This is a genomic window from Pseudarthrobacter oxydans (assembly GCF_034258515.1).
GTDB lineage: Bacteria > Actinomycetota > Actinomycetes > Actinomycetales > Micrococcaceae > Arthrobacter.
In genome coordinates, this window is the sequence record NZ_CP139438.1 from 3,232,758 (window position 1) to 3,244,899 (window position 12,142).

Below are 12,142 nucleotides of genomic sequence, written 5' to 3' on the forward strand. Positions count from 1 at the left end.
GGCATTGTCCGCCGATGGGGAGGACACCCCATCGCGCACGTCCCGGGTTGTTCACTAGGCTGGGGCCTGCAGCGTCAGGGAACGGCTGTTTCAAGAGATTGGGGGATGCCTGGTGGCAGGAAACTTGTGGGGCGCCGACGTTGAGCAGCTGCGGACGCTCGCGAAGCAGTTCGGCACAACGGCGGACCTGCTGCTGCAGCAGTCCACACAGCTGAGCAGCCAGATCAACAACACGCCCTCCTGGAAGGGCCGGGATGCTGAACATTTCCGTTCCGACTGGAACGGCAACCACCGGGCGCTCCTGCAGAAGACGGCGGCTCGCCTGAAGCAGGAATCAAAGCTCCTGCTCACAAACGCCGATGAACAGGACAGGGCGAGCAGCGCCGGCGGTTCCGGCGGGCCCGGGACAGGAGGCCCGGGTGCGGGCGTGCCTGGTGGCGGCGGTCCGGGCGGGACTGTCCCCGGACAAGGCAGCAACAACCCTTGGGGCCCCGGCTGGCTGGCAGATCCGGATTCCCCGTTCCGGGACGGGTGGGACATCTACGGCCTCATCAAGGCCTTCCCGAACCTGCGGGCGGGCCTGTTCGACATTGGCGCGATGCTCCATAAGTCACGTATCGGTGACTTCATGGACCCGGTGGCCTGGCGGGCCTTCCAGAACTCCAACGCCTTCAGCACGTTCTTCAACATGTCCAACAACCTGTTCGAGGGCAAGTTCCATGAGGTACTCAACCTTGCCAAGGAAGGCAACGCGTTCAAGTACCTTGATGGTTTCAGCAAGGGCCTGGGAGTCGTGGGCGTGGGATTGGACTCCCTCGACGCCTTCAATAACTTCCAGGAGGGGGACTATGGTTCTGCCGCGTACTCCACCACCAAGGCCCTGCTGGGCGCCGGTTCCTTCGCTCCGCCTCCCATCGGCACGGCCTGCATGGTGGCCAGCGGCGCGCTGGCCCTCTACGACAACGTGCCTGTCATCCACGACTCCGTCAACTACGTAGGCGATAAGATCGCTGACGGGGCAGAGGCCGTTGGCGACGCTGTCGGCGACGGCGTGGACGCCGTCGGCGATTTCTTTGGCTTCTGAAAACTGAGGAGAACATTCAGTGACTGAGACAACAACCACAGCCAGGTCCTCAACCGCCGGGGGCTTTCCGGATGCCATCGGCTTTGGCTTCGCAGAACTCCTGGTGCTCCTGAACCTCCGGCGCGGCCCGGGCGCCGAAGCATCCGCGAAAGCGCTCCGGCTGGAGGGCGAACTCGACGACACCCCGCTTCTCTCTGCCGGCGCTTCCTCCCTGGTGGCCCGCGGTGCGGCCACCGTTGAACCGGGCGGTGAGCTGTCCGTCGACGGCCCGGTCGCCGCGGTCACCAGCGCACTGGCGGAGGCAACCAAACGGGTGCAGATCAACCTGCTGACCGCAGACTCCGTGGACAACGTCCTGTCTGTGGAGTCGCCCGCTTACCGGATCCTGCTGCAGCCGCGCGCGTACCTTAGCTGGTTCGCCATGGCCCAGCGCCCCGATTCCACGCCGGCGGAAGTCAACTTCTTCATTGTGCGCAAGCACCTCGAAGAGAACCCCTCCGGCGGCGCCACCATCCGGCTGCTGGTGGACGGGGCCGGGCAGCAATTGCTGGTTAAACGCAGCGGCCAGGGCTGGGCCGTGGGATACGGCATTATCGATGGCCCTGCGGAGCCCATCCGGGAAATCGACGGCCTCACCGACAGCCAGGTGCTGGACCACATCCGATCAATCCGACAGGACTAGCGTGCAGAACGGCATTCCAGGCAGCAACAACCCGGGCAACGTTTCCGGCTCCGACGACCAGGTCCGCGCCTACCACGACCAGGCCTTGGCACAGGGTGAGAAGCGGATCCTGTTCCGCACTGCGGAGGGCAGGCTTCACAGCTATGCCAGGGAAGAGCTCGGCGTGGTCACGGCGAGCTCACACCCGCAGGTGCGGTCCGCCGGCGGCTTCCTGCTGATGGCCGCTTTCTTCGCGGCCGTGGCGGTTTTTTCCGTCATGCTGGTGGCCGGACCCACCAGCCGCGGCCAGGACCCGCTGTGGGGCGCCCTGATCCTGACCGTTGCCGGAATCGGCGGTGTCTTGTACGCCGGGCGGATGGCGAGCGTGGCTTCCCGGGCCAAGCGCCTGCGCGCGGAACGGGGAGTCCCCGAGCCCACTGCCCGCCAGTTCGACAGGTAGCACCCCGCCGGTTGTGACTGCCGGACCGGGCAGTGACGTAACCGACTGCGCCGTCCCGGTTCCGAAGTCTAAACTGGACGAATGACTACAGCAGCTACCCCTTCCGTCGGCCTGGTCGGATGGCGCGGCATGGTCGGTTCCGTCCTGATGCAGCGCATGCAGGACGAGGGCGACTTCGCCAACATCAACCCGGTGTTCTTCTCCACGTCCAACGCGGGAGGTGCCGCGCCGACGCTTGCTGGAACAGCAGCAGGCAGCGCCGGCAAGCTCGAAAACGCGTTCGACGTCGACACGCTGGCTAAGCTGCCCATTATTGTCACCGCCCAGGGCGGCGACTACACCAAGCAGGTCCACGGCGAGCTGCGCAGCCGCGGCTGGGACGGCCTCTGGATCGACGCCGCCTCCACCCTGCGCATGAACGACGATTCAATCATCGTGCTGGACCCGATCAACCGGGACGTCATCGACAAGGGCCTGGTGAACGGCACCAAGGACTTCATCGGCGGCAACTGCACGGTCTCGTGCATGCTTATGGGCCTCGGCGGCCTGTTCAAGAACGGCCTGGTGGAGTGGGGCACCTCCATGACCTACCAGGCTGCCTCTGGCGGCGGCGCACGGCACATGCGTGAGCTCCTCAGCCAGTTCGGCACGCTCAACGCCGAGGTCAGCACGGAACTGGACGATCCGGCGTCGGCCATCCTGGACATTGACCGCAAGGTCCTGGCCCACCAGCGGACTGACATTGACGCCACCCAGTTCGGCGTGCCGCTGGCCGGCTCCCTGATCCCCTGGATCGACGCGGACCTGGGCAACGGCCAGTCCAAGGAAGAGTGGAAGGCCGGGGTGGAGACCAACAAGATCCTGGGCACCTCCGAGGAAAACCGCGTGATCATGGACGGCCTTTGTGTCCGGATCGGTGCCATGCGCTCCCACTCCCAGGCCCTGACGCTGAAGCTCCGCGAGGACCTGTCCGTCGCCGAGATCGAGAAGCTGCTCGACGAGGACAACCAGTGGGCCAAGGTGGTTCCGAACACCAAGGAAGCCTCCATGGCCGACCTGACCCCCGTCGCCGCCTCCGGCACCCTGGACATCCCGGTGGGCCGCATCCGCAAGATGGAAATGGGCCCGCAGTACATCAGCGCCTTCACCGTGGGCGACCAGCTCCTCTGGGGCGCCGCCGAGCCGCTGCGCCGCATGCTCAACATCGCCACCGGGAACCTGTAACGCTTCCGCTGCCCTCGAGCGGCCCTTCCCCGCACAAACGGTGTTGACCGGCACCGTTCCTGCGGGGCAGGGCCGTCCACGTTGTCAGGCGGACCTTCTCCGGGAGCGTTCTGCCATGGCCTGGATGCGGCGGTTGAGCTCGGCAGGGCGATCAAGGTGCGCCCACACCAGCCGAAGAACCAACCACCCCTCCTCGATCAGCGCGGTCTCCCGCCGGCGCTCGGCCAGCAACACCTCGCCCGTGGACCGGTAGTCCGTGTACTTGCCGGCGCCGTCAAACTCGATGATGATCTTCGATCCAGGGTCGGCAAAATCAGCGCGGAAGAGCCCGACGGACGTTAGTATCTCGACCTGGGGTGTGAAGTTTCGTCTGCCAAGGGAATGCAGCAGTAGCCTGGTTCGCGTTTCGCCTGCCGATTCTGAGCGTCCGTCAAGCGAGTCGAGGAGAAGACGCGCGCGCCGGCTCCCCCGCTTTTCCGGCCCTTCGTCGAGGAGCCGGCGCAACGTAGGCAGGTCGGCTCCTTTCCGGAGAGCGTGGTCGCCTATGACGGCGGCCTGCTCAAGTGGCAGGGTCCGGGCACAGTCCAGGACGGTCCTCGCAAGGCTGGTTGCGAGAATTTCCCTTCCGTCACTGGTCAGGAACGATGTGAGATCCGTGCTGCCGAGGCGTGCCCGATGCGTCCTGACGTCTTCGCCGGCATTCTTTCGCGAGTTGGCGTAGCCCGTGGTGACATGCACCCGTGGCCCCGCGCCCCAGACCTGGCATTCATGCAACCTTGCTGCGCTCACGTGGCTGTACCGTGACGCCCCGCCCGTGGACAAGTGGTGGGCGTGCACCAGCAGGCCATCCCGAACCCATGGCTTCAAACCGTGCCAGTAGGTGCTTCGGACGTACGCACCCCGACGCAGCCGGATGACCAGTCCCGTGCGCACTGCCGCCGTCAGTATCCTGTCTTCGAGGCCCGCGCGCGACAACTGTTGAGTTGCTGCCACAGGGAACTCGGGCCAGCGCTCGTCCAGCAGTTCCCGGATCTTGTCAGGTTTCATGGTCCAAGAGTGGTCCGCCATGGCGCACTGGCGGAAGCAGGCCGCAGCAGGATGTGGACAGTCGCCACGACCTGATACCCGACAGCGGCTCTGCCCCGCACGAGCGGTCTTGCACAGCACCGCTTGTGCGGGGCAGCACCGCTTGTGCGAGCAGGGCCGCAGAGTCAGTTGTCCAGGAACATGAGGTAGCGTTGGGCGGCTTTGGCGAACGCTGCCCTGGCGGCCGGCCCCAGCGGCTTGGTGGCGTCGAAGAGTTCGGGCACGACGGCGGCGCGCGGGCCGGCGCCGTCGCGGGACCATGTGCCGATCACCTCTCCCCCGGCCACCAGTGTCTTCTTGAAGACGCCATTGCCGCCGGGCACGATCCTGTCGGAATGCTCGGGCGGCAGGACCGCGCGCCGGTCAGCATAGCCCAGCAGGAACTCGTCGAAGCCGGGCAGCAGGAGGACGGACCGTTGTCCGGGCAGGCCGCCGTCAAGGAGAGATGCTGTCTCAGCCGACAGCCAATAGGTTGTGCCCCGGAATTCCAGTTCAACCAACTCATGCTTGGCGTCCTCAAAGGCGGCGCGAACCTCGGTGAGGGGAAGCTGGGTCCACCAGGCGAAGTCACGAAGGGTGGCAGGGCCGTGGCTTCGGAGGTACCGCAGCAGTAACTCCGCGACGGCTTCCTGCCGCTCCAGGCTGCGCGAAACGGGTATCCATTCCTCGAAGGGCACCAGCAACTGCTGGTTCTTGGCCAGCGGCCCCTGAACCAGCCACGCGTGCCGGCACAGGGCCCCCAGGATGTGGATGCCCCGTTGGCCCCGGGTCGGCTGCCCCGCTGCGTCGAAGGCGGCGAACAGTTCGGTGCGGCTGGCGGGACCGGCCCCGGCAATATGCTCCAGCGCGATGTCCCGGCACTTCTCGATGTCCGCCCACGTGATCTCCAGTTCCCGGTGCCGCGCGGCAATACTCCTGGTGAGCCGGTCCGCTGTGAGGTCAAGCATCCACCGCAGGTCCTCCGGAGCTACCAGGTGCAAGGTTCCGCGCATCGGCCAGGACCGCACCACGGCACCTGAATCAATGGCGGATCGGACATCGGTGAGGCCGCATCCGGACACCCTGGCGCCCACAGCCCACATGGCTGCCTGGAGGTCCTGGGCCTGCATGGCGGTCATCCAACGCACCGCTTCGGCGACCGGGCCGAACGCGTGGGTTCCCCCTGCGAGGCCCTGCGAAACCATCCTCAGGCGGCCCAGGATTTTGGGGTTGCGCCGGTGCAGGTCGACAGCCATGTGCCCATCTTAGGCCCGGTTCCGGGCCGCCCGCCCGCGCGCCTGGCCCGGGGTGGTGGATGACCCTGACACCGCCCGGGCTAAAGCTCCAAGCCGATAAGCAGTGGTTCCGGGTGCAGCCGGATGCCAAAGCGCCTTTCGACGCCGGCACGCACCTCCCGCGCCACCGCCAGCACGTCCTGAGCGCTGGCAGAGCCGCGGTTGGTAATAGCGAGGGTGTGCTTGGTGGACAGGGACGCCCGGCCCCCGCTCACACTGCCCGGCTCCAGCCCAAAGCCCTTGCCGAAGCCCGCCTGGTCGATGAGCCACGCCGCGGACAACTTCACCATCCCGTCATGGCCCGCCGGGTAGCGGGGTGCCTTTTCCGGAAGGGCTGCGGCGATTTCAGCGGGGACGATCGGATTGGTGAAAAACGACCCCGTGGAATAGGTGTCCCTGTCCGCCGGGTCCAGCACCATTCCCTTTGATGCCCGCAGCCGCAGCACTTCCCGGCGCACGTCCGTGGAGTAGGCCCGCTTGCCCTGCTCCACGCCCAGCGAGCGGGCCAGCTCCGCATACCGGATGGGAGCGCTCATCCGGCCGATGGGCAGCTGGAACTCCACGGTCAGCACCACGTAACGCGGCGAGCCATTGGTGGTGGTCTGTTTGAGGATGGAGTCCCGGTAGCCGAACTTCAGCTCCGAGTTCGTGAAAGTCTTGACGGCGTTCCGCTCGCGGTCCCAGGTCCGGACGGCGGCGATGGTCTGGGACACGTCGGAGCCGTAGGCGCCGACGTTTTGCACCGGGGTGGCCCCCGTGGAGCCCGGGATGCCGGCGAGGGCCTCAATCCCGGACCACGCGTGCAGAACAGCGTATTCCACCAGCCTGTCCCAGTTGTGGCCGGCCTGCACCACCACGGCCACGCCGCCGCAGGAATCCTCCGCGTTGACCGTGAAGCCTTCCGAGGCGATCTTCACCACCGTACCCGGGAACCCGTCGTCGGAAACCAGCAAGTTGGAGCCTCCGCTGATGATCAGCAGGGGCTCCCCGGCGGCGTCGGCTGACCGGACGGCCTCGATGATCTCAGCCTCGGTGCGGGCCTCGATGTAGGTGCCGGCGGGGCCCCCGACGGCGGCCGTTGTGAGCTGGGAAAGCAGGGTGGAAGTCACCAGACAACCCTATCGGCAAAGTGGGACACGCTTCCCGGCTCAGCTGAGCCGGACGACGGCCTGGGCCTTCATCAGGACCTTTTGTCCCGCGGAAACAACGGTGAGGTCAACTCGTGCGGTGTTCGCCTCGGCGTCGAGCTTGCCAACGATGCCGCTGACTTCGATGGTGGCGCCAGGCTGCTCGGTGCCCGTGGTGTCCGTGACCAGGACGGGCTTGGTGAAGCGGGTCTGGAAGTCGACGACGGCGGCCGGGTCGCCTGCCCAGTCAGTGACCAGCTGCACGGCCGAGCCCATGGTGAACATGCCGTGGGCGATGACGCCGGGCAGTTCCACGCTGGTGGCGAAGGCTTCGTTCCAGTGGATGGGGTTGAAGTCGCCGGATGCGCCGGCGTACTTGACCAGGTCGGTGCGGCTGACCTCGATGGTGCGGCTGCCGATCTCCTGGCCGGCGCTGAGGTCGTGAATGCTGTGGCTCATGGTTACTGTCCCTCTCCTCGGACCAGGATGGACGACGTGGTGGTGGTGACGGGGTCACGGGAATCATCCGTGCCGAGGGCAAAGATCTCCGAGCGCGTGGTGATCATTGCCCCGCCGCCCATGGCCCGGACGCCGTCGACGTGGAGTTCCGCCACGAGGCGGTCTCCGGCGAAAATCGGCCGGTGGTGGGTGAAGCGCTGGTCTGCATGGACCACGCGGGAGAAGTCGATGCCCGCTTCCGGATCCTCGATGAGCTGGGCGTCGGCGCGCTGGGCAATGATGATGGCAAACGTCGGAGGGGCAACAAGATCCGCGTGGCCCAGGGCCTTGGCGGCGTCGACGTCGAAGTGCGCGGGATGGGTGGCCTTCACGGCGCGGGCGAACTCGCGGATTTTCTCACGGCCAACGTCGTACACCTCTGCGGCAGGGTAGCTTCGGCCCTGCAGGTCCGGATTGATAGTCATGGGTTCCAGCCTATCGTTGCCCCGCCCGGCAGGGGACTTGCACCACCTTGATATGATGAATTTATCAATCCATCAATTCGCTGGCGCATTGGCCGTCAGTGTCACGTCGAGGAGCTTCCCGTGCTGCCTTCCGCCCAGGCTCCGCTGTACGAAATCAAGGCCAACCTCTTCAAGGGGCTGGCGCACCCTGCAAGGATCCGCATCCTTGAGCTGCTGGCAGCGTCGCCGCAGGAGACCGCAGCAGTGAGCTACCTCCTGGCGGAGACCGGGCTTGAAGCCTCGCACCTCTCCCAGCACCTGGCCACATTGCGCAAGCACAAGGTGGTCACCTCTGTGCGCACCGCCAATGCCGTGACCTACCGGCTGGCGCACCCCGGGATTTCCCAACTGCTTGCCATCGCGCGGACATTCCTCCTGGACAACCTTGCCGATTCAAACGAACAGCTCCGGCTGGCGCAGCAGTTGCCTGCGGGGCACCTCGCTGCCGGGCCCGCCTCGTGAAGCCGGGCGTAAGCACTGACAGGCGGCACCCCGGCCGGTTCCTGCCCTCGAAGCTGGATTACGCGGGACTTGGAGCATCGTGGCGGACTGACCTGCTGGCCGGCATCACGGTGGGCATTGTTGCTTTGCCGCTGGCCCTGGCGTTCGGCGTCAGCTCGGGAGTGGGTGCGGAGGCCGGGCTCATCACGGCGATCGTGGCCGGCCTGGTGGCAGCCGTGATGGGCGGATCGCCCGTCCAGGTGTCCGGCCCGACCGGTGCCATGGTTGTGGTGCTGGCCCCTGTGGTGGCAGTCCACGGCGCCGGCAGCGTGGCCCCGTTGTCACTCATGGCGGGGCTCCTGGTCTGTGTCCTGGGATTCAGCGGCCTGGGCCGGGCGGTCGCTTTCATCCCCTGGCCCGTGGTGGAAGGCTTCACCCTGGGGATCGCCGCCATTATCTTCCTCCAGCAGGTTCCGCCCGCCACCGGAACATCCGGCGTCCCGGGCCACAACACCCTCATCGCTGCAGTGGAAGCCGCATCCGCCGCAACGGTTCCGGCTGCCCTGCTGACCCTCGCGGTCGTGGCGGGAATCGCCGTCGTGATGGTCCTGGTGCAGAAGCTGCTCAAGGCCCTGCCCGCCAGCCTGATCGCGGTGCTCCTCGCCACGGCGGCCGCCGAGCTGTTCCGGCTGGACATCCCCAGGATCGGCCCCCTGCCGCATTCCCTGCCCGCCCCCGCGGTTCCCGTCTTTGACCTGGATCTGCTGGGCAGCCTGGCCATGCCCGCGGTGGCCATCGCCTGCCTTGCGGCCATCGAGTCGTTGCTGTCCGCCCGGGTTGCGGCAGGAATGACCGGGCCGGACGGCAGACCGAGTGGACCGTACAGCCCGGACCGGGAACTGACAGGCCAGGGCCTGGCGTCAATCGCTGCGGGCCTCTTCGGCGGCATGCCCGCCACCGGGGCCATCGCACGGACGGCTGTGAACGTCCGCTCAGGTGCAAAAACCCGCCTGGCTGCCGCTGTCCACGCCGTGGTGCTGCTCGCGATTGTCTACCTCGCCTCAGGCATGGTCAGCCGGATTCCGCTGGCAGCCCTCGGCGGAGTCCTGATGGTCACTGCGGTGCGGATGGTGTCCCGGCGGACCGTTGCGGCGATCCTCCGCTCCACCAGGTCCGACGCCGCCGTCTTCATCCTGACGGCGATCATCACGGTGGCGTTCGACCTGATCGTTGCCATCCAGATAGGGCTCGCGGCGGCAGCCCTCTTTGCCCTGCGCACGTTCGCCTCGCTGAGCAGCGTGCAGCGGGAGGAGATCCCCGGTCCGCGCGCCGAGGGTGACGAGCACATCGCCGTCCTCCGGCTGGACGGGGCCATGTTCTTCGGGGCCGCCGAACGGATCCTGCAGGAGATCAGCCAGGTCAAGGACGTCCAGGTGGCCATCATCAGACTTTCCCAGCTGAGGATGCTGGACGCCACGGGCGCGCATGCACTGGTGGAGGTGGTCTCCGCGCTTGAGCTCCGGGGAATCACCGTTCTACTCAAGGGCGTCCGGCCGGACCACCTGCGGCTGGTGACGAACGTGGGAGTGATCCGGTCCCTGCGGCACCACAAGCACCTGTTCGGGCACCTCGGGGAGGCAGTGGAACACGCCCGCAGCCACGTCCGCCGTAACGCCGGCTACCGCTTGTAGCCCTTCCGGATCGCCTGGCCGCGGACCACAATCCCGGCGATGTGCAGGACCAGGCCCAGCCCGATCAGCGGGAGGGAGGCCGTGGCCAGGCCGGAGTTGCCGCTGGTGTTGCCTACCAGGTTGAGGATAATTCCGACGGCGATCAGTCCCATCGCACTGAAAACCAGGACTTTGTAGCGGGTGGGCGCGGTGGCCCAGAATTCGTTCAGCACCCTGAAAGTCTACCGGCCGACCTCAGAACAGGGCCTCCTGCACGGCCGGAACCTCCGAGGAATAGTCTCCAAGCACTATGGTTCTGCCTTTGAGCCGGCCGAGGTCCACGACGAATTCGAGGTCCGTTTCACCGAGGGTGGCCAGCACGAAACTGCCGCAGACAGACTGGATGGTGAAGCCGTGCGGCCCGGAAGCCAGGCTGTGGGGGTACGCGTGCCTGAGGCTTGCCGAACAGAGCCGCCCAGCCAGTCCGGGCCGGCGCCAGGCCTCGTCCACCACCTCGAAACCTTCCAGGCCCGAGCCGGAAATGACCTGGCGCGCGGTGGCCGCCAGCTTCAGATGGTGCGCCGTGAGCAGGCTTGCCGGAGCGGGGTCGGCCAAGGCGCCGGCCTTGGCGGCTGACCGCACTTGTTGCGGCAGCCCGCCGTCGCGCGATACAAGGTCCTCAAGGATCCGCACTATCCGCCCGTCCGCGGCGCGCGCCACGTAGCTCGCCACGACCGCACCCTGTTCGGCGAGGCGCTGCCATTTCCTCAGGTTGGCGGCCGTTCCCACCTTGCTGGCCCCGTTGGCGAAGGTGGCGACGTAGAGCCAGTGAGGCTGCATCAGGTAGCTGCGGAAGCCGGGCGGGACACGTCCGTCCCGGTGGAAGTCGTGCATCAGCCGGAAGTCGTCTGCCACAAAGCACCGTTCGCACTGGTGTCCACGGGCGGAGGGCAGGTGGCCGGCACAGAGGATGTGGTCCCGGCGGACGGGGCCATGGACGCGGTGGTGGCCGAGGCAGGACTTCCCTTCGGCGGCGAGCCGGATGCCCAGTCGCGTGCCGTCGTCGAGCGCTGTTTCCTGGAAGGTGCCGTCCGGAGCCTGCAGCCGCAAGACAGGAGGCGCGCCGTTGCCGGAATCGTCCGCGGCAGGCCAAAAGACCCCGTGGACCAGATAGCGCGCACCGGTCACGGGGTCTCCTGGAGTGAAAAGCGGGGGTCCTACAGGGCGGGCTGCACCCCGAAGGCTACCGCGAGCTTCATGATCTTTTCGGCGCGGCCCAGGCGGGGCAGGTCGGAACCGTCACGGATCACGCGGCCGTTGGCTTCGAAGTCGGCCATGAAGTCGGTGGCCCAGGCGACGTCCGACGGTGTGGGGCTGATGACCTCGTTGATGACGGGGGTCTGGTCGATGGCCAGGCAGAGCTTGCCGGTCATGCCCATCATCACGGTGATGCCGGTCTGCTCCCGCAGGATGGGGTGGTTGGTGCCGACGGTGGGGCCGTCGATGGGCCCGGGCAGGTTGCCGACGCGGCTGGCGACAACGAGCTTGGCGCGCGGGTAGGCCATGGCTTCCGGGGTGGCGGCCATGCCGGTGTCGCGGCGGAAGTCGCCGGAACCGAAGGCCAGCCGGAAGGCGCCCTGCGCCTTGGCGATGTTGTTGGCTTCCTCGATGCCGACGGCGGATTCCACCAGCGGGATCACGGGCGTATTGCCGTCCATGCGGTGGAAGCTCTCAGTGACCTGGTCCGCGGATTCGGTCTTCGCCAGCATGATGCCGAGCAGGCCCGGCGTGCCGCGGAGTCCGGCCAGGTCCGCTGCCCAGAACGGGCTGGTGGCGTCATTGATGCGGACCCAGGCCTTGCCGCCGGCGGTCAGCCAGTCAATGACGTTGTTCCGGGCATGGTCCTTCTGGGAGGGGTCCACGGCATCTTCAATATCCAGGATGATCGAATCGGCGCGGGACATTGCCGACTGGTCGAAGAGCTCCGTCTTCATGGCATTCACGAGGAGCCATGAGCGGGCGATCTCTGCTGGGATATTGCGTTCCGGCCTTACGGTCTCGGTGGCGATGGTAGACGTCATGTATCTACCGTATCCGCCCGGGCAGGGGCACGGGGCACAAAAACGGCCAGCACGGGAGGTTCAATACGAACT

14 protein-coding genes are annotated in these 12,142 nt (G+C 66.8%); 6 read left to right on the forward strand and 8 right to left on the reverse strand.

The features are described 5' to 3' along the window. Nucleotides 1–112: 112 nt before the first annotated feature. The 4 genes from SMD14_RS14730 to asd all read left to right on the forward strand — a co-directional run bounded on the left by SMD14_RS14730 (nt 113) and on the right by asd (nt 3,429). A complete protein-coding gene (locus SMD14_RS14730) occupies nt 113–1,084 on the forward strand; it encodes a hypothetical protein (RefSeq protein ID WP_321214095.1) in 972 nt (323 codons plus the stop codon). Between the two features lie 19 nt (nt 1,085–1,103). After that, nucleotides 1,104–1,766: a hypothetical protein gene (locus tag SMD14_RS14735; protein ID WP_321214096.1), complete on the forward strand. Its 663-nt coding sequence runs from the start codon at nt 1,104–1,106 to the stop codon at nt 1,764–1,766. A 1-nt stretch (nt 1,767) separates the two neighbouring features. Continuing rightward, nucleotides 1,768–2,205 (forward strand): hypothetical protein, encoded by a 438-nt coding sequence (locus tag SMD14_RS14740; protein WP_321214097.1) that lies wholly within the window; start codon nt 1,768–1,770, stop codon nt 2,203–2,205. Nucleotides 2,206–2,286: 81 nt separating this feature from the next. Further along, nucleotides 2,287–3,429 (forward strand): aspartate-semialdehyde dehydrogenase, encoded by a 1,143-nt coding sequence (gene asd, locus SMD14_RS14745; protein ID WP_104998668.1) that lies wholly within the window; start codon nt 2,287–2,289, stop codon nt 3,427–3,429. Between the two features lie 84 nt (nt 3,430–3,513). Here the strand turns inward: asd and SMD14_RS14750 are convergent, their stop codons facing one another. The 5 genes from SMD14_RS14750 to SMD14_RS14770 all read right to left on the reverse strand — a co-directional run bounded on the left by SMD14_RS14750 (nt 3,514) and on the right by SMD14_RS14770 (nt 7,839). Beyond that, nucleotides 3,514–4,476, reverse strand: a complete 963-nt coding sequence (locus SMD14_RS14750; RefSeq protein WP_321214098.1) for a hypothetical protein — start codon at nt 4,474–4,476, stop codon at nt 3,514–3,516. 164 nt (nt 4,477–4,640) lie between these two features. Further along, nucleotides 4,641–5,750 carry a winged helix DNA-binding domain-containing protein gene (locus tag SMD14_RS14755; protein ID WP_321214099.1) on the reverse strand — a complete coding sequence of 370 codons (1,110 nt, stop codon included), beginning with the start codon at nt 5,748–5,750 and terminating at the stop codon, nt 4,641–4,643. An 80-nt stretch (nt 5,751–5,830) separates the two neighbouring features. After that, on the reverse strand, nt 5,831–6,898 hold the full coding sequence (locus SMD14_RS14760) for a UDP-N-acetylmuramate dehydrogenase (RefSeq protein WP_321214100.1): 1,068 nt from the start codon (nt 6,896–6,898) through the stop codon (nt 5,831–5,833). Nucleotides 6,899–6,937: 39 nt separating this feature from the next. Then, on the reverse strand, nt 6,938–7,375 hold the full coding sequence (locus SMD14_RS14765) for a MaoC family dehydratase (RefSeq protein WP_321214101.1): 438 nt from the start codon (nt 7,373–7,375) through the stop codon (nt 6,938–6,940). A 2-nt stretch (nt 7,376–7,377) separates the two neighbouring features. Next, entirely contained in the window at nt 7,378–7,839 is a 462-nt protein-coding gene (locus SMD14_RS14770) for a MaoC family dehydratase N-terminal domain-containing protein (RefSeq protein WP_321214102.1), read from the reverse strand. Between the two features lie 120 nt (nt 7,840–7,959). Between SMD14_RS14770 and SMD14_RS14775 the strand changes: the two genes are divergently transcribed. After that, the gene (locus SMD14_RS14775) at nt 7,960–8,340 is read left to right on the forward strand and encodes a metalloregulator ArsR/SmtB family transcription factor (protein WP_321214103.1); all 381 of its coding nucleotides are present in this window, start codon (nt 7,960–7,962) and stop codon (nt 8,338–8,340) included. After that, nucleotides 8,337–10,010 carry a SulP family inorganic anion transporter gene (locus SMD14_RS14780; protein WP_321214104.1) on the forward strand — a complete coding sequence of 558 codons (1,674 nt, stop codon included), beginning with the start codon at nt 8,337–8,339 and terminating at the stop codon, nt 10,008–10,010. The genes SMD14_RS14775 and SMD14_RS14780 overlap by 4 nt, the downstream gene beginning before the upstream one ends. On the opposite strand, the gene SMD14_RS14785 is transcribed toward SMD14_RS14780, so the two are convergent. Genes SMD14_RS14785 through SMD14_RS14795 form a run of 3 tightly spaced genes read right to left on the reverse strand, consistent with a single transcriptional unit; the run spans nt 9,998 to nt 12,070 of the window. Beyond that, nucleotides 9,998–10,222: a DUF3188 domain-containing protein gene (locus SMD14_RS14785; protein WP_321214105.1), complete on the reverse strand. Its 225-nt coding sequence runs from the start codon at nt 10,220–10,222 to the stop codon at nt 9,998–10,000. The two genes, SMD14_RS14780 and SMD14_RS14785, sit on opposite strands and share 13 nt — an antisense overlap. Nucleotides 10,223–10,244: 22 nt before the next feature. Next, nucleotides 10,245–11,177, reverse strand: a complete 933-nt coding sequence (locus SMD14_RS14790; protein WP_321214106.1) for a DUF2797 domain-containing protein — start codon at nt 11,175–11,177, stop codon at nt 10,245–10,247. A gap of 29 nt (nt 11,178–11,206) precedes the next feature. Continuing rightward, nucleotides 11,207–12,070, reverse strand: a complete 864-nt coding sequence (locus SMD14_RS14795) for a CoA ester lyase (RefSeq protein ID WP_157241578.1) — start codon at nt 12,068–12,070, stop codon at nt 11,207–11,209. Nucleotides 12,071–12,142 lie beyond the last annotated feature (72 nt).

Excerpts from the sequence above, each read along its gene's own strand:
- asd (WP_104998668.1), top strand. The coding sequence starts at position 2,287 with ATGACTACAGCAGCTACCCCTTCCGTCGGCCTGGTCGGATGGCGCGGC.
- SMD14_RS14750 (WP_321214098.1), bottom strand. The coding sequence starts at position 4,476 with ATGAAACCTGACAAGATCCGGGAACTGCTGGACGAGCGCTGGCCCGAG.
- SMD14_RS14755 (WP_321214099.1), bottom strand. The coding sequence starts at position 5,750 with ATGGCTGTCGACCTGCACCGGCGCAACCCCAAAATCCTGGGCCGCCTG.
- SMD14_RS14765 (WP_321214101.1), bottom strand. The coding sequence starts at position 7,375 with ATGAGCCACAGCATTCACGACCTCAGCGCCGGCCAGGAGATCGGCAGC.
- SMD14_RS14770 (WP_321214102.1), bottom strand. The coding sequence starts at position 7,839 with ATGACTATCAATCCGGACCTGCAGGGCCGAAGCTACCCTGCCGCAGAG.
- SMD14_RS14795 (WP_157241578.1), bottom strand. The coding sequence starts at position 12,070 with ATGACGTCTACCATCGCCACCGAGACCGTAAGGCCGGAACGCAATATC.